16 protein-coding genes are annotated in these 17,656 nt (G+C 36.5%); 5 read left to right on the top strand and 11 right to left on the bottom strand.

The features are described from left to right. Positions 1-37: 37 nt before the first annotated feature. The 4 genes from V6255_RS05085 to V6255_RS05070 all read right to left on the bottom strand — a co-directional run bounded on the left by V6255_RS05085 (position 38) and on the right by V6255_RS05070 (position 4,368). Entirely contained in the window at positions 38-985 is a 948-nt protein-coding gene (locus tag V6255_RS05085) for a metal-dependent hydrolase (protein WP_341627165.1), read from the bottom strand. 566 nt (positions 986-1,551) lie between these two features. Next, positions 1,552-2,235, bottom strand: coding sequence for an SDR family NAD(P)-dependent oxidoreductase (locus tag V6255_RS05080; protein ID WP_341627164.1), 684 nt, complete (start codon positions 2,233-2,235; stop codon positions 1,552-1,554). 222 nt (positions 2,236-2,457) lie between these two features. Continuing rightward, entirely contained in the window at positions 2,458-2,868 is a 411-nt protein-coding gene (locus tag V6255_RS05075; RefSeq protein WP_341627163.1) for a GFA family protein, read from the bottom strand. Between the two features lie 99 nt (positions 2,869-2,967). Further along, positions 2,968-4,368, bottom strand: a complete 1,401-nt coding sequence (locus V6255_RS05070) for an SLC13 family permease (RefSeq protein ID WP_341627162.1) — start codon at positions 4,366-4,368, stop codon at positions 2,968-2,970. 164 nt (positions 4,369-4,532) lie between these two features. On the opposite strand from V6255_RS05070, the gene V6255_RS05065 reads away from it, so the two are divergent. Continuing rightward, entirely contained in the window at positions 4,533-5,333 is an 801-nt protein-coding gene (locus V6255_RS05065; protein ID WP_341627161.1) for a helix-turn-helix transcriptional regulator, read from the top strand. 256 nt (positions 5,334-5,589) lie between these two features. On the opposite strand, the gene V6255_RS05060 is transcribed toward V6255_RS05065, so the two are convergent. From V6255_RS05060 to V6255_RS05045, 4 genes are all read right to left on the bottom strand, one after another. Then, the gene (locus tag V6255_RS05060; RefSeq protein ID WP_341627160.1) at positions 5,590-5,931 is read right to left on the bottom strand and encodes a rhodanese-like domain-containing protein; all 342 of its coding nucleotides are present in this window, start codon (positions 5,929-5,931) and stop codon (positions 5,590-5,592) included. A gap of 241 nt (positions 5,932-6,172) precedes the next feature. After that, positions 6,173-6,580 (bottom strand): ATP-binding protein, encoded by a 408-nt coding sequence (locus V6255_RS05055; protein WP_341627159.1) that lies wholly within the window; start codon positions 6,578-6,580, stop codon positions 6,173-6,175. A gap of 286 nt (positions 6,581-6,866) precedes the next feature. Further along, positions 6,867-7,589, bottom strand: coding sequence for an oxygen-insensitive NADPH nitroreductase (gene nfsA, locus V6255_RS05050; RefSeq protein ID WP_341627158.1), 723 nt, complete (start codon positions 7,587-7,589; stop codon positions 6,867-6,869). Positions 7,590-7,890: 301 nt separating this feature from the next. After that, positions 7,891-8,433 carry a carboxymuconolactone decarboxylase family protein gene (locus V6255_RS05045; RefSeq protein WP_341627157.1) on the bottom strand — a complete coding sequence of 181 codons (543 nt, stop codon included), beginning with the start codon at positions 8,431-8,433 and terminating at the stop codon, positions 7,891-7,893. Positions 8,434-9,067: 634 nt separating this feature from the next. Between V6255_RS05045 and mrcB the strand changes: the two genes are divergently transcribed. Further along, a complete protein-coding gene (mrcB, locus tag V6255_RS05040) occupies positions 9,068-11,338 on the top strand; it encodes a penicillin-binding protein 1B (protein ID WP_341627156.1) in 2,271 nt (756 codons plus the stop codon). A gap of 31 nt (positions 11,339-11,369) precedes the next feature. Further along, the gene (locus tag V6255_RS05035; protein ID WP_341627155.1) at positions 11,370-11,798 is read left to right on the top strand and encodes a tetratricopeptide repeat protein; all 429 of its coding nucleotides are present in this window, start codon (positions 11,370-11,372) and stop codon (positions 11,796-11,798) included. Between the two features lie 702 nt (positions 11,799-12,500). Here the strand turns inward: V6255_RS05035 and dmpI are convergent. The 3 genes from dmpI to V6255_RS05020 all read right to left on the bottom strand — a co-directional run bounded on the left by dmpI (position 12,501) and on the right by V6255_RS05020 (position 13,791). Then, positions 12,501-12,698, bottom strand: a complete 198-nt coding sequence (gene dmpI / locus V6255_RS05030) for a 4-oxalocrotonate tautomerase DmpI (protein WP_341627154.1) — start codon at positions 12,696-12,698, stop codon at positions 12,501-12,503. A gap of 114 nt (positions 12,699-12,812) precedes the next feature. Beyond that, a complete protein-coding gene (locus V6255_RS05025; protein ID WP_341627153.1) occupies positions 12,813-13,385 on the bottom strand; it encodes an NAD(P)H-dependent oxidoreductase in 573 nt (190 codons plus the stop codon). A gap of 46 nt (positions 13,386-13,431) precedes the next feature. Next, positions 13,432-13,791, bottom strand: a complete 360-nt coding sequence (locus V6255_RS05020) for a MerR family transcriptional regulator (RefSeq protein ID WP_341627152.1) — start codon at positions 13,789-13,791, stop codon at positions 13,432-13,434. Positions 13,792-14,167: 376 nt separating this feature from the next. Between V6255_RS05020 and V6255_RS05015 the strand changes: the two genes are divergently transcribed. Both V6255_RS05015 and V6255_RS05010 read left to right on the top strand, forming a co-directional pair. After that, a complete protein-coding gene (locus V6255_RS05015; protein ID WP_341627151.1) occupies positions 14,168-15,550 on the top strand; it encodes an NAD-dependent succinate-semialdehyde dehydrogenase in 1,383 nt (460 codons plus the stop codon). 1,405 nt (positions 15,551-16,955) lie between these two features. Continuing rightward, complete coding sequence (locus V6255_RS05010; protein WP_341627150.1) at positions 16,956-17,645, top strand: DUF2982 domain-containing protein; 690 nt, start codon at positions 16,956-16,958, stop codon at positions 17,643-17,645. The last annotated feature ends 11 nt before the right edge of the window (positions 17,646-17,656 follow it).

Raw genomic sequence — 17,656 nt, 5'->3', positions numbered from 1 at the left:
TTAACGACTTTATTTATTCTTTTATTAACGAGAATATTCATAGCCGTATTGGCGATATTGCATCCCAACGTTCGCCATCTCTCTCCGCTAATACAAATTTAAAAGCATAATCTAACTGCCCTGTTTTCATTCTCAGGTCTGTTGCAACCAATTGCCCTTCTACCTCTTCTAAGCGAATGAATCCATGAGTAAACCAATCTAAAGACTTTAATGCAGGCGGATAAACATTAAGCTGGCCATAACCTAAATCTTGTTTTACCGATAACGTAGAATCACTTGTAAGTATATTGACCTTTACATTGTAATAAACCCCATTATCTATCACGATAGCACCCCACCAATTAAAATTCGGATAAAGCGGAGAAATGAATATTTTATCCTTCGCAATATTATTTTCTTGCAAGACGATCTCTACTTTTTTTTGTACTTGGTTTTGTAAAAACAACCCCAACAACAAATAACCACTACTCAATATTAGACCGATATGGTTAATGCGTCTCGCTTTACCTTTCTTTTCATTATCACCATTTCGCCATAGGTATACGCAGCCAATTAACAAAGGTAATGTATAAAGAGGGTCAACCGCAAAAATAGAGGCAATTGAAATTGGATGACTGGCTAACGGCCAAAATAACTGAGTACCGTAACTCGTAAATGCATCAAGCATCGGATGAGTCACTAAGGGTAAACAACACAACCAAAATAAACGTTGATTTGAAATAATCACTTTTGTAAATTTTCTTTTAAAGCTGAGTTTTAAAAAGGCAAAGCAAATGAATGCGAAAGGAAATAAAACAAATAAAGAATGAGAAAAACTACGATGCTCAGTAAAACGAGTAACGGCATCGGTTGCTGGTAATAAAATATCTAAGTCAGGTAACGTGGCAAGTACTGCGCCAATAACTAGTGTACTACGTCCCAGTTGTTTATGCCCAATAGCCGCAGCAATACTACTACCTAATACAATTTGACTGACTGAATCCATCAATATCCTTTAAGTACATATATAAATATAAAAGCGAATATAAAAGTAAATATAAAAATAAAGGTTAACTCTACTTTTATTCAAAGTGTCTATTGACCCTCTCTAAAATAGGAAAATACTTATTGTGTATTATTTGCTATTTAACCTCAATTCTGGTTAATGAAAGCGGAATTACATTTAAAATCATAAAGTTATATTTTTCACTAATCAGTGCTGTTAGTTTTGCGTAGTTCAAGGCTAATTATTGATGCAATAACGGATTATTGATAAATAATTTAACGCAGAAATCCTCGGAAATAGCCGTGTTGTATCGCTTTGCTTATCCAGAACTAAGGCTATTTATTCTAGGCAATGAAATAAATGCATAGACCTTTCTACAACAAACAAAAAAGACAAGCGTCCCATCGGCGATTAACTAGTTAGAAGACCGTCTATTAACGATAAAAATTTCAATATAACGATGACCTCTCCTCTTTTGCTTTGCTTTACACACAAAAAAGCAAACCGAAGTTTGCTTTATAAAATGGGCTAACTAACTTTAATTCACACTGCGATTAAGCCTTCTATCAAAAGCTTCCATCAAATGGACGTAAATCACATTCATGTGTCCATGTTGATCTAGGTTGCTCGCAAAGCCCAAAATACACAGCAGCAATATCTTCTGGCTTCATCATTTTATCGGGATCCATACTATGTAAAGAGCGGCTGTTATCGGTATCGATTATGCCATCCAATATACTATGAACAACATGTACACCTTGAGGTTGAAACTCACGCGCGAGTGATTGCGTTAAGCCCCTCAATGCAAACTTAGCTGAAGAGAAAGCAGAAAACTTAGCACTACCACGTAAACTCGCGGTCGCTCCTGAAACAATAAACGTACCACCACCATTATCTACCATTGGTTGCATTAATGACTTCGCTAATACGAAAGCAGATAAAGCCATGCTACGCCAACAAGCTTCAAAATCACCGGCAGTCGTCTCAGCTAAAGGCTTAATAACTAACTGTGCAGTATTATGAATCACCACTTTAGGCGCACCATATTCTTTTATTAGCGATGCAATTACCGCATTCGTTGCTTGCTCATCGGTTAAATCAACCACACGAATATCAAAATCTGTTTTTGAAGGTAACGAACGATTTAAGCCTACAACCTGATAACCACGATCTTTAAAGCGACTTAATAATGTATTCCCTAAACCAGGGCCTGCGCCAGCAACAATTGCAAGAGGAAGAGATTGAGTCATATAAAACCTTATAGATAAATTATGATTCATTCACTTTAACTATCTACTAAAAGATAGTCCAATAAATATTTATAAAATATTAGAAAAGGATATTTTGAATTTGACCACAGTTAAAGCAAGCCAAAGGAATAACCTCCAACCCTTTTCTTCTTTAATATATGCAGTTCAATAAAATAATTAATGCCAAAGCAGAGAAGCCAGAAAATGACTTATTAACTCTATTTACTCAGGAAAACCCGGCACTTTATTACTAACACCTAACCCATTTTTGTGCCATTCAGTTTGTTCTGCACAGAATATTTGAGCATCTAACGTTTTAACTGATTCTTCATTCAAACTGCCTGCAGGGACGATTAAAGACTCGCCTCCTTGCGTTATAAAAGGTAATCCAGAACCACAATTTTCACAGAATGCTTGCGTAAAGGTACGCTCTGGATGGTCGTAGCGCTTTATTTTTTCTATTCCACTCACCCAATTAATATTATCTGCAGATGTAAATAAATTAGCGGCATGCGCGCTGCCGGTTAATTTTCTACATTGTTCGCAATGACAAAAGAAAAAATCACTAAAGTTATCTTCAACAGTAAAAGTAACGTCGCCACAGCAGCAACCACCGGTAATAATTTTGGTCATAATAACCTCCATGTAAAATAAATATTGGTAAACATACCATCATCTCGAATTAATAAAAATGAATATCCCCGTTACCGTTCAAGGAGCTTTATTCAGTCGTTAATTTATCCAACCAAGTGCTAACCACCATAAATAATCTAATGGCATTAAGAACAAAATAGTGATAATCGCCAGCGACAACGTGACCTTCAATAAACTACCTAACGATTCTTTTGAAAGTTGCATCGCAAGAATAAGCGGCGCCACCTGATAAGGAAATATAACCGTAGAAAAACCAATAACCTGTGTCATTAAAACTGCGGGTACTGAAAAACCAGTTAATTGAGAAAAGTCTGTAGCCATCGGTGAAAGTACCGTAGGCACACCCGGTATAGTCGTGACTAGCCCAGTAAAAGTAGAGATAAGAGAAAGCGACATAAAGTTTAAAAAAGTATTATCCGATGATGTAGGTAACAAATGACTAAATACTTGTCCCATATATTCACCTATGCCAGATGTATTCACTAATGCACCCAAACCAAGTGCTGCCGCTACAAAAATGACCGTGCCAAAATCAACCGAGCTATTAAATGCTTTAGGTTCAAGCACTCCCCATTTCGGCAATAATAAAATAATAGCGGTGGTTAACCCAATCCAAGCGGAGTTAATCCCATGTATTGAATCCGTCACCCAAAATAATAAAGTAATCACGAGAAGCAAAGCGACTTTTCTTTGCTGTTTATTATCGAATGTAGGTATTGAACCCGAATAAGCCTCTTTAATATTAGTAGGGGAAACAACTTTATCTGGAAAAATAAACAGCACTAAACCTACCAGTAACATTGATTTAATCACACCAAGAATTGGAAAATGCAAAAGTAGATATTCAATGTAACTAAAGTGAATATTAAACAACGTTTCACTCGCCCCCGCTAAAATCATATTGGGAATATTAGCGGGTAACACTGCAAAACTAGGCATATTACAAGCAATTGCTAACGCTACCGCAATTCCTCGACGGCCATTACTGCCCGATGTGAAACCTACACGTTCAGCTAAAGCCATGCCAACAGGAATCAAAACAATCGCCCGTCCCACTGAAGAAGGCATAATAAAGCCAAGCAACATAGCCGTTAACACCAAACCAAAGATCAAACGAAAATAGCTCAAAGTTAAATGCGGTGCAATGATGGATGCTAATCGTTTATCTAAGCCAGATGATGAAATCGCTCCCCCTATCACAAACCCTGCAACAATTAACCACACCGCGGTAGAAGCAAACCCTGAAAATAAAATAGCGGGCTCAACCAAATGAAAAATCGTTGATAAAGCAAAAAAGATCAGCCCAGCTAGAAAAGGAGGAATAACAGAGGTGCTCCAACAAGCTAAGGTGATCAACACAACAGCAGCGCTATAAGAGAAAGACAGTGATTTGTTTTCAATAGGAAATAAAACAAGCATCAATGCAATACCTAACACACCAATAAAGGAAAATGACCGTACACTGAACTTGATTTGCATAAAACGGCCCTTCCGAAATAACGTTAATATGAATTATATTTAGAACAACAAATGATGCAGTTGCTTATAGTCACCAATATAGTCATTGATATATTGACTGGTATATTAGCTGGTGCATTGGCTGTTATAGTAACCGACATTTAGTGTCGTCTTAAGTAGCAAATATGACAAAACATACCTATAAAACGCCAAATATAGCACCCAGTGATAATGCATTTATTATTGACCATACTCGTCCTGTACTGACGCATAGTAGGAATATGCAAGCGGAAACAGGTATTACCGCTCACTCTCATGCGAGAGGGCAACTACTATGGGCTGCAACAGGTATTTTAAGTGTGACTAGCAATGAGACTATATGGGTTGTCCCTCCCACTCATGCAGTTTGGATTCCAAGTTATATTCCTCATCAAGTAAACAGTGAAACAGATACTCAATTACGCAATATCTACATTGACCCTTCATACCCAGTTAGACAAAATGAAAAGTCTATTTTGATGCTCACAATGAGCCCCCTTTTACGAGAAGTTATCTTAAAGTTAACCGACCATAAAATACCTTTAACTGCTCAAAAAATTAAACACTTAGGCTTGGTTGCTATTGATGAGTTGGGAGTGCTTGAGTCATTTCATAATAATATTCATTCAGGGCAAGATCCCCGCTTACAACGGTTAATTAATTACATTGTACAACACCCAAACCAAGCTCTTTCATTACCCGATTTATCGAAAATAGCAGGCGCGAGCGTCCGCACAATAGAACGCCTTTTTAAAGCAGAAACAGGGATGACATTTCGTCAATGGCGTAGTCAGTTTAAATTAATGAACTCACTTGCATTACTAACGCAGGGGAAAACATCGACCTTCGTCGCTCATGAATTAGGCTATAAAAATGTCAGCAGTTTTATAGCCACGTTTAAAGCACAATTTGGGTACACACCACAGGAATATATAACGCAGATCTAAAGCGTAGTTTAAAAAGAGAGTAATAAAAAGAGGGGCTTCCAATACAACAATATAAACTAAGATTAATTTATTTAACCCCAACTATGGTTAGTGAAAACAAAATTATATTTAAAATCATAAAGTTATAATTTTTGACTGGTCAGTGCTGTTAGTGTTGCGTCGTTCAAGCCGAATTATTGAAGCAATAACGGGTTATTGAGAGATAATTTAATAAGAAATAGAGGTGTTGTATCGCTTTGTTTATACAGAACTGAAGTTATTTAACAGGCTCATTGTTAAACCTTAATTCACGAGCATGCTCAATACTACCGACATTGATAACGTTATTGTATCCTGCTTTATGTAAAGCAGATAAGGCGTTTTCAGCCCTAATGCCACTACGGCAATACAAACGAATATCGGTATTTTTATCAGGGAACAATTCGCTAACTTCATCCACAATATCTGAGTGTGATATACGTTTATCACCTTCAATATTATCAACCTTATTTTCAATATAACTTCTCACATCAATCCAAATGGGATCAGCGAACAAGCTTGTATTGAATAACATGCCCAGTGTAAAAATAAGTGTATATTTAATCGATTTATTAACCATAACCACACTCCTTTGAATAGCTGTTTTAAAAATTTAATTTAAAATAATACCAACATCTCGTTAGCTCTTTTTGAGCCACTATAACCTGCTTTATAACTTCCGCTATAAGATACAACACTATATTAATGACATTTGTGACAAAATTGACATGCCAGTATTCTATCTTTTTACATGGTAGATTCGACCTTAAAGTGCATCACGGCTTCGTAGTGATAGCTAACAGTAAGTTTAAATTTAAACATTATGGCTGCCATTGCTGCCTCATTCTTTTCACTGTTTCGGCAGGTACTTCGTGAATATTCGCGTACTTTTCCTTACACACAATCACTTCAAGCTTGGCGTTATATTGCTTGGCTAACTGTTGATAAGCCTTCATTTCCCAATGCTTAATAAACGTATTTGACACAATGACATTTTGTTGTTGCTGGAGTAAATTTTCACAGGCTTGTTGGCACCACGCATGTGCTTTTTTAATAAATTCAGGCTGAAAACAATACACGCCAGCATCATCAATAAAATACATGTCCGCTTCTAAATGCACTATTGTTTGCCCCGTCGAGTTAGCCGCTTCTTCCACCCGCTTTTTAGCCAATGTACTTTTACCACTGCCGGGTAAACCACGTATTAAGGTAAGCGTTAATGCAGGCATGGTTTAGTGCTTAAGCTTGTATTCAATGCATTGGTTCCTAATGAATTTAATGACCTGTTATCTGATTTCAATATTAACGTAGCCTAACAAAAAATGGACTAACTATGTTTGAAAAGTAGTTAATTATAGACTTAACTGATTATACTCAAATTCATTATTTATACTCAACAAAGGCATCCATGCCTTACTTGATTGCAAATAATCATTGCTGCTCATCATTTCAGAGAATTATTGCTACAAGCAACTATTTTTAAAGATAAACAACGTGTAACAAATATTCTAAAATCTAACGCTTTGTTAACCCTTTTTTATTCAAATACGGCAGAATGTGCGGGCGAGACTCTTTTGATAATTGCCCCGTTACTTCTTCAGACCACGTACTTTGTTTTTGATTACTCGAGCGGCTTGCATAATAGTTATGTATTACTTCATCGTAACCTTTAATATCATCCATATTCAGTGGTTGATATTGGTTTTCATGCATAATCACATGAGCAGGTAAACGCGGTTTAACTTCAGGATCTTGCGCTGGATAACCTAAACACATGCCAAATAATACCGATGTATTTTGTGGAAGCTCAAGTAGCTCATCAACCAACTGTATCTTGTTACGTAGTCCGCCAATATAGACGCCACCTAACCCTAATGACTCAGCGGCTAACAAACAGTTTTGCGCCATAATGCCACAATCAACCGCACCAATAAGCGTGAGCTCTGTAAAGTCAGCTTGCACCTCAGGATTAATGGCAGCATGGCGTTGATAGTCAATACAAAATACCAAAAACTCAGTCGCATTTTCAACATAAGGTTGATTACCCGCATACTCAGCTAACAACTTACGTTTGCTTTTGTCCGTCACTCGAATGATAGAAACAACTTGCAACATACTCGATGAAGAAGCCGCTAACCCAGCTTGAATAATCGTATCAAGCTGGCTTTTCTCTATCGGTTGATCAGTATATTGGCGAATCGATCGGTGATTTAACATTGTCTCAATGGTTTTGTTCATAAATCAGTAACCCTGTGTTGTAGGGTATAACGTAACCCTAATAAGATTGATGAGAGTGGATAGGTGACTATGCCAAACCAAGGGAGACTTGGCAAATAGACACATTGATAGCGACCTGATAGAACTAACGGTAAACAACGTTGAGAAGTCGTTTTTGTGCTTATTATAAAGCAAGCTTGTCGACTATTAGCATCATAAGAAACCTTTTTATAAAGTGATATAAGGTTTCAGTACAGAACTTTATAAAAGAAAAAAGGCAACCTAAGTTACCTTTTTTATATCACACTTTAAAAACTCTAAATTATTTTATGAATTTTTTAAAGGGTGCATCAACTGGCGTATCTGCAAGGTGGTTTGTATAGTTACTCATGACTTTTTGAGATAAACCAACAATAATTTCAAGTAGTTGTTGCTTGCCGTAACCTGCAGCAAAAAATTTCTCAATTTGTTCATCACTAATCACACCACGTTCGCGCGTCATTAAAAGTGTCGTTTCACGTAATACTTCTAACTTAGGGTTAGCCAACGGTGTTTTGTTCACAAGTGCATCAACAACATCTTGGTCAACTTTCATTGAAGCCGCAATTGCACTATGTGCCGGTACACAGTAATGACATTCATGCTCAACGTTAATTGACTGCCATACAACAGTTAACTCTTCAGCGTTAAACGATGTTTTCTGGAAAAGATCATGCAGTACTTGGTAGCCCTTTAGTAATGTTGGTGCTTCAGCCATTACTGCGTGTAAGTTAGGTATCATACCAAATGCAGCTACTGAATCAGCCATTAACGGTTTTGATGCTTCAGGTGCGTTTTCTGCTGTGTATAACGTAAAATCTGTCATGTTTAACTCCAATAAATAATATGTTTTAAGTAACTCAGAGCACATACTATTTTAATTTGAGCGAACGTTCAACCTTATTTTGAACAATCGTTCAAAATAAATTTCACTTAACTAATAAAATAAAGGTTGAATGTAAGAGAGTTATCAAACTTACAAGCCAACTCTTTTGGGAAAAGCTTTCATTAAAACTCAGCACACGGCTCAAGAAGTCATCTGATGTAAACGAACAGCATTTACTTTGCACTTGCCTCTAAATAAAAGCGATGCAGATAATCATTAAAAGATGGCAGTTCTATTTCTAGTTCAATTTGTATGCGAGTGAAAGCAAACGATGAATGCGCCGAAAAGGATACTCATTTATATGCGTTAAGTTTAAATACAACTTAAATTTAACTACAACAGCGCAATGAACCCGACTAATGTTCGAGCACTGAACAGAGAAAACTGCACTTTTAAAAGGAACTTTGATGATAAATACTAGTCAACGTTATGGGTGGTCAGAACTGGCTTAATCAAGTTTTCTACATAAAAATGTTACCTCCCTTTTATGTCCCCCATAATTAACTGTTTCTAGAAGAAGATGATGACCTTGTTATTATCTTCTTTTTATTTTTTGTTCTCATAAGGTCTTACTGTGCTCCATAAATACACGACTATTCATAAATACATAAGTAAACGATGGGCTGCATTATTGATATTAATAATGGTCGCTGTCGGTACGCTCATTTACTTAGATTCCATTGTTAACTCAACGTTTAAAGATAAACAGTGGTCAGTTGCATCAACGGTTTATGCCCGTCCTTTAGAAATATACGAAGGATTACCACTCACGCTGGCTGATTTACGTGAAGAAATGACCCTACTTGGATATCATTTTGTGAGCAACGTTAATAAACCCGGAGAGGCATTAATCGAACGAAATAAAGTGACTATTTTCATCCCTCAATTTCAGTTCAGTGATGAATTGGCGGCAGCACAAAAAATAAAAATCACCTTAACTAATGGCTTTGTATCAGCATTAGAAAGTAAAGGCAATAAAGCCTTAGTACGTTTACAACCGCTTGTTATTGGAGGAATTTACCCTTCACATAACGAAGATCGAATACTCATTCAACTTGACGAGGTCCCTGTTTCTTTACAAGAAATATTGGTTGCCGTTGAAGATAAGGATTTTTATGATCATTATGGTATTTCACTGCGCGGCATTGGGCGAGCTGTGATCGCAAATATTAAACAGGGAGGGTTCTCACAAGGTGCATCAACCCTAACACAACAATTGATTAAAAATTATTACCTCACGCCAGAACAAACATTAATTCGTAAAGCGCAGGAAGCGTTGATGGCGATATTACTAGAGTTACATGCAAGCAAAGCTCAGATTTTAGAAGGATACATGAATGAAGTATACCTTGGACAAGATGGACCGCGCGCCATTCATGGCTTTGGTTTAGCCAGTCAATATTATTTCAAAAAAAATCTGATGGATTTATCCCTTTCACAACAAGCCCTGTTAGTTGCACTTGTACGCGGTGCCAGTTATTACAATCCATGGCGTAATCCTGAACGTGCATTAAAACGCCGTAATTTAGTGTTAGATATTGCAGTGAGAGAAAATCGCCTTGATGCAAATGTGGCTGAATCGGCGAAGCAAACTCCTTTAGGGATTGGCGATCGCAGCACCAGTAAGACTAAACGTTACCCCGCTTATTTAGATCTTGTCCGTAAGCAATTACAGAATGATTACAAGACGGAAGACTTGAGTTCGAATGGCTTGTCTATTTTCACTCATTTTAATCCCTTAATTCAAGAAACGGCTGAGGCTAGCTTGGTTAAAGTGATTGCTAAACAAAAAAAATCTGACGCAAGTGCCAACCTGCAAGGTGCGGTCATTGTTACGCAACCCAATACAGGCGCAGTCACCGCTATTGTTGGCGGTAGCGATACTCAATATGCAGGATTTAACCGCGCCATTGATGCCCGTCGACAAATCGGCTCATTAATGAAACCCGCCGTCTATTTAACCGCGTTGGAAAAAAGTGAACAATATACATTAGCGACCCCAATAAGCGATGCAGCCTACGAGCAAACATTAGAGAACGGTGATAGCTGGTCCCCTAAAAATTACGACTTAAAAGATCATGGCGATGTGCTTTTATATAAAGCATTGGCGCACTCATACAATCAGGCAACAGCGCGTTTAGGTAATGAGCTAGGCTTAGATAATATATTATCAACCATAAAACGACTTGGCGTTGATAGTGATATTCCAGCGGTCCCAGCAATTACATTAGGCGCTGCTGAATTGAGCCCGCTTGACGTTGCTCAAATGTACCAAACGATTTCATCTGGTGGCTTTTATACGCCGTTATTGGCAATCAGCTCCGTTGTTGATGCACGCGGAGAAGTGTTAACCAGCTACCCTATCGATATTCAAAAACGCTTTAATTCAAGTTCAATTTATACTTTACGCCATGCTTTACAAGCGGTGACGCACGAAGGCTCCGCTAAAGCATTACAATGGTTATTACCTGATTTTGCGGTGGCAGGAAAAACCGGGACAACCAATGATTTACGAGACAGTTGGTTTGCAGGTTTTTCAGATGACATGCAAGCGGTTGTTTGGCTTGGTCGTGACGATAATAAAACCACTGGATTAACGGGTTCAAGTGGTGCGCTTCGTGTCTGGACTGATATTTTTAAAGCACGTGCTCAACAACCTTTACAGAACTTTCCACCAAAAAACGTCACGCTAAGTTGGGTGGATGGAGAGTCAGGTGTAGGTAGCGAAGATCGCTGTGATAATGCAATACAATTACCTTTCGTGAGTGGCACTGAGCCAGAAGAAGTAATACGTTGCAGTACAACCGATAAAGTCATGGATTGGTTCCGTAACTTCACCGACTAAACCGACTAAACCAAATGAAGAGATCATCATCATGAATCATTATAAAATTGTTACTGTTGTTTGTTTATCTAGTTTTTTATGGGCCTGTAGTACTAAACCAGTCACTACAACACCAGCTACAGCACCCGTGACAGAGGCCACAACGCCAAGTTCAACCAGCAATTCAACGGGCGGTATTGATAATACGGTTAAAGGAAGAGCAGCATTAAACTCATTATTAACCCTTGCAGAGCAGCAAGAAAGCAATGGCAACTTACGAGGTGCGAGAGGAACGTTAGGACGTGCAATCAGGATTTCTCCACGTAACCCTGAAATCTATTTGCGCCTAGCAGAATTAAGCTACCGCGAAGCTAAAAATGCGCAAGCCCAATCATTCGCTGAAAAAGCACTTAGCTTAAACCCGAATAAAACATTAACCAGACAAGCTGAAATATTGTTAGAAAAGCTTGGTCTCGAATAGAGAGTTAACCTCCCTTATCTGTAATGTTACTGTTAAGGGAACCTTCCCTTTGGTGAAGTTAGGTAACCAATAAAGTTTATGGTGTCAGGATTCTTTTGATCCAGGTTCTTTTGTTCGCTCTTTACTTATTGTTTTATAATTCACCTGCACTCATCGTGACAGGTTAATTTTTCTTATCAGTTTTTGACCCTGTCGACGACTCTACTTTTTCTTGCCAGAAGATACTTTCACCCACAACACGCAAAAAGACTGAAAAGGATACGCAAAGCTTAATCCGTTCGTAAAACTATGCTGATACATAAATCACTCCTTAGCTTGCTAAAGGTAATTATACCAATCACACTAATTAAGTTATCTATTTTACTTGTTAAAACAACTTATTTCTTCGTTGTAAATTTCGTAAAGGGAACAACCATTTAGCTCAATTTTCGCCTTGAACTAACTCATTTTTCCTGCGCAAAATTTAGATCACTTATTTAATGTAATCGGTATTATTAATTCAGAAAACTCAACGGGATGATCAAAGTAACCATATTTAGCATCGACTTTAACGTTAACTAAATGATATTTATAAGATCAATGTTTCGGCGTCCACTACCTTTTCCACAGCTTTTTATTTCTCCACAAAACGCATTCCCATCGATTACCTATAATATTAGTAACTGATTGATAAGATTAATTTTAAAATTTATATCTAACTCTTTAACACAAACTTTGTTTTATTTTCTTTATCGATTTACCACCGATAGCAAGATTATCATCTGGCTGCTCTCGGATTGAAACTAAAAATAATTCTTTTGGTATACCTGTCACCTCAACAGAAACTTCTGTTAATCTATCTATTAATTGCTCTTTAACTTCTGATGACAATTGAGCTGATTCAAATGCAATAAATGGCAAAACTTACTCCTTAACATTAATTCTACAACCCTAATTCTGAGTTGAAAATGATACTAATATAATGCCAATATTAAGTAGGCGAAAATAATTAGTGACAAAAAACACCGTTAATAGCTATATATTACTCGCTAATTTTTGTACTTTTTTCATCCATTTCCCCCGCGTATTTTCAGTCGAATGTAATACTGGTCCAAAATACGTTGAAGATGTATTTTTTATACCCGTGAACCCTAAAATAGAGTTTTTTAGTTGTCTGTATATTAGGTTTCCTTGAATATATTTATACCAAAATGGAGGTGTATCTAGAGTAAAAATCAATTCTGAAGTACGCCCTGTTAATAGTTTTTTCAATCCTCTTTTTCCATCTACGTATTTAAATGCAAAGCCTGGTAAAAAAGTTCTATCGATAACCCCTTTAAATTTTGCAGGAATATTTCCCCACCACACAGGACTAACAATAACAATATGATCACACCATTGGATCATCTGTTGAAAACTCAATAGGTCTGGTTCTAAAGGAAGTACTTTCTCGTAACCCTCTGATAGATTTAATTCAAAATTCATATCCGATATTTCTATGCGCTTCAGTTCATGTTTAAGACCTGCAACATGTGCATAATATTCAGCGATAGATTTACACATGCTATGTGATTTTGGATTAGCATTAATAACAAGAATTTTTTTCATAATTTACACCGTACTAAGTAGTAATGGATACAGTATAAACTTTCACCTATGGGTTAGAGTCAAGCTCTTTTAAGCAAGTTATTATTGAACGCTGAGTCTTTTTGATATTCTTTTTTTGGTTTTCTAATTTCTGTATTTCATTTTCTATCATGCTATATTTCTGATTAAGAAAATCATGTATTAAGCCCCAATCAAATTCTTCTTGTTGACCCAAAATAGCGACTATCTCTGAAAGGTTGAGCCCCAAGCTTTGTGCGTCTTTAATTATCTTAATGAGCTCAATATTTTTATAAGTGTAAATACGATACTTGCCTTCTCTAGATATTTTCAACAACCCCATCGATTCATATAATCGTATCGCTCTTTGCGTGGCTCCTGATAATTTAGACGCTTCACCAATGAACATAAAAATAATCCTTATTTCGTTTAACTGTTAACTTACTAAAGTCTGACATTGATTCAGAAAAACTCAACTGGAGCGTTATCGCTGTCACTCTTAGTTTTGTATTATATTGTTAACTGTTTGATAATATTTAGTTTATAAAGTGACCCAATACTTTCTTTTTATTACAATACGGTTATTGAATGCTCAACTACCCTTTCTCTGTATGTAAATTTAACATTCTATATTGAAAATATTTCATCATTACCTAACCACATATCATCCATCTTTATTTGAAAAACAAAAAACAATTTACAATTCAAAGGCTTAAAGAAAATTAAAAAATGGCATCATCTTTGCTGCAATCTAATAACTAATGCAATAAAGAGGTAACAGTTTAATGAGTAATTCAATAGTAACAATCAATCCTTTTACTGAGAAAAAGCTAAAAGAATATACATTGATGACACATAAAGAAGCTAAAAATGCAGTAGTCAATTCAAATCGATGTTTCGATGAATGGAAACTTATCCCTATTTCAGAACGCGCAAAACTTGCCAAAGCACTCGCAAAGGTAATTGAAAAAAATAGCGATGAATTAGTCCAGTTGATGGTTGATGAAATGGGTAAAGTGCAATCCCAAGGCGAACAAGAGGTCGCCCTTTGCGCTAATATTTGTAACTACACGGCAGATATTGCAGAAAAAGAATTAGCGAATGAAAACCGTGATTATAACGGTGGTAAAGCAATAATAACGTATCAGCCAATAGGTGTAATACTAGGCATTCAACCTTGGAACTTTCCACTGTATCAAGTAATAAGATACAGCATCAGTAATTTAGTGGCTGGTAATACGACGGTAATGAAGCACGCTTCAAATGTATTCGGTATGGCAAAGAAAATACAATCATTATTCGAACAAGCAGGCTTTCCAAAATATGCTTACCAATCATTATTAATTGATGGTAAAACTGCCAGTAAACTAATTAGTCATGATGGCATCAAAGGCGTTACTTTTACAGGCAGTGATGCAATAGGTAAAAAAGTAGCAGAAAATGCGGCTAAACGTAGCAAAAAGACAGTATTGGAACTGGGCAGTAATGATGCTTATATTGTTTTAGATGACGCAGATATCCCACTAGCGATTGAAACATGTATCAAAGGTCGTATTGTTAATAACGGTCAAACCTGTGTTGCAGCAAAACGCTTTATCATCACCGAAAAAAATTATGATAAATTTAAAGATGGGTTTAAAAAAGCCATGATGCAGTTGAAAATGGGCGATCCGAACGCAAAAGACACTGACCTAGGCCCTATGGCAAGAAAAGACTTACAAGAAAAACTACACGAACAGGTCACTGAATCCATTGCAGCAGGTGCAACGGTTGTTTGTGGCTGTGAAATGCCTGATAGAGAAGGTTTCTTTTACCCAGCCTCTATTTTAGAGAATGTGACACCCAATATGCCAGCTTACGATGACGAATTGTTTGGCCCTGTCGCAGCGCTTATCAAAGCAAAAGATAATGATGATGCAATGCGTATTGCAAACGATTCACGCTATGGCTTAGGTGGCGGCATTTTCTCTAAGGATGAAGCTAGCGCAACAGAACTAGCGATGAAACACTTTGATACAGGGATGGTTAATATTAATGGCTTTGCTTCATCTCAACCAAACTTACCGTTTGGGGGAGTTAAAAGTAGTGGTTATGGGCGTGAACATGGCGGTTTTGGTTTAAAAGAATTCATGAATATAAAATCAGTGATGGTTGCTCAGACTAAGTAATCGTTAAATTGTACTGAGTAATATTAAATTGTAATCAATACTTAGTAATAGTTAAATTGTAAATTTGTGCTCAACATGCGTTGAGCACTTTTTAACAAGTTGAGCACTTAGTAAAAATCAATCTTCTAGGGAATACTCCCCTTTCTGCCCATGCTCAATTACCCTTAATTTATACCGATTACATTAAATAGGTTATCTACATTTTGCGCTGGAAAAACAGTTTAATTCAAGGCGTAAATTGAGACTTTCGAAGATTAACTTCGTTAATCGTCTATCGGAGAATTAACCAAAAGAGGTTAATTCTTTAATGGCTGCTCCCTTTACTAAATTTACAACGAGGAAGTGGGCTGTTTTAACCAATAAAATAGATAAGCTATTTATTGTGATTGGTATGACATGTCTACCCGACCTAAAATTTCAAGTACAACCAAGATAAAAATACGCAAACACAATCATGCTCTAAAAAGCACTCTGCTTAAATACAATAAAGTATTAATAGACAGGCTAAGTTATTATTAGAAGGTTGTTGTTAGAAAGTTATTGCTAAGAAGCTTGCATTAGAAAGCCGTTTATTAGAGACCTTGCTTCGGAGATGCAGGTTACCTTTATCAGGTGATGTGCTTATTGAGGAGTACTTAAAAAGTATTGAGGGCCTTGCAGTGCATTATCAATGAAATTTATAGGGACTACGCTCACTCATATTGATTAATAATGCTAATTAACATGAATTAACGCTCGACACTTTAAAAGGTCATCTGAAAATGGATGACCTTTCATTTAATATTTATTTAGCTAAAAATCCAACTTTTGATTTTTTTACTATTTTTGCTGCTCTTTTTTCTTTTGCTGTCAAAAGCGGTTTTTTCTTACCGTCTTTTTTACTGTCTTGGCCTTTACTCACGATGCTTTCCTTTATTAAGATAAACAACTAATAACCCTATAAAAAACGTTACACAGTGACATTAAGCGACCTGGTAACAGCGAGATTATGTGCCTAAGCATTAACAATAGATAGCGATATTTATCATAAAATCAAAAATAATTTAGCCTGCATTTAACGCATAAATTCAGGTGATAAAAACGAGGAAAAAAGGATGGGCAGCAAAGAATTAGCACCTAAATTACCTAGGTTAAGTCATAGTAATCCAACGCTTAACAGTACAAACAGCATTACTCAAAAGAGTTGAATGACCCGCTTTTTTTAATAAACTTAAACCAAGTAAGGTAACCTGTTTCGAAACAGAATTTACAATCGTTGGCAATGACTCAAACATCCACTTTGTTTATGATAGTTTTTTATATTTATGATTTAATTTGTAAAAGTTCATATTTACTCTCAAAATTTATTTATCGTTGCTAATGCAAAATATTTGTTCAACCGACAATGTTTTCAAGGAAGGTTAAATTGGATAATACAACCGATAGAGTAATTAACACTCATCCCAATTCAAAACGTCATACGCACACATTTATATGGCTTGGATGCATAGCATTATTTATTTTTTGGCTTATGAGCTTATTCCTTTGGCAAACTTTTAAAATTCAATTAATTTTCCTTATCTCAGCGACACTAGTGGTTATCTTAATAGGGATACTGAAATGTCTAGAGCCGAGAGTCAGCTTTTTTATCACTCCAAAAATGATTATATATTGTCATCGTAATGGTCAATGGACACTACCATGGCAAGATATTATCCGTTTTGGTGAACCTAAAGCATATGTCCAAGGAGAGCATATACAATTGCCTTATGTCGGCATCAAGCTCAATAATTTAGAGCATATAGCTAGCAACATATCACCAAGATTAGCGAACAAGTTAATTCACGAACAACAAGAATTGCTCATTTTAGCGATCGCTAATAAAGAGATTGATTTTGATGGTGATGATAGTGTAATTAATTTTGAACCCTATACGTTAAATGACATTATATACAAAGGCCCAATCGCAGCATGGTTACATCGTAGTGAACAACTCGCCAAGGCATATGGTTATCACCTCTATTTACCCGAGAGCAGTCTGGATCGAAATTTAAAGCACTTTTTAACATTATTAAAAAAATGCCATCATTACACCATTGTAAATGGGCCTTATTAGCCTAATGCCAG

Source organism: Psychromonas arctica (assembly GCF_038155225.1).
GTDB classification, from domain to species: Bacteria; Pseudomonadota; Gammaproteobacteria; order Enterobacterales; family Psychromonadaceae; genus Psychromonas; species Psychromonas arctica_B.
Note: the sequence above shows the minus strand (reverse complement) of the source record. Positions and strands in the feature narration are given on the sequence as shown.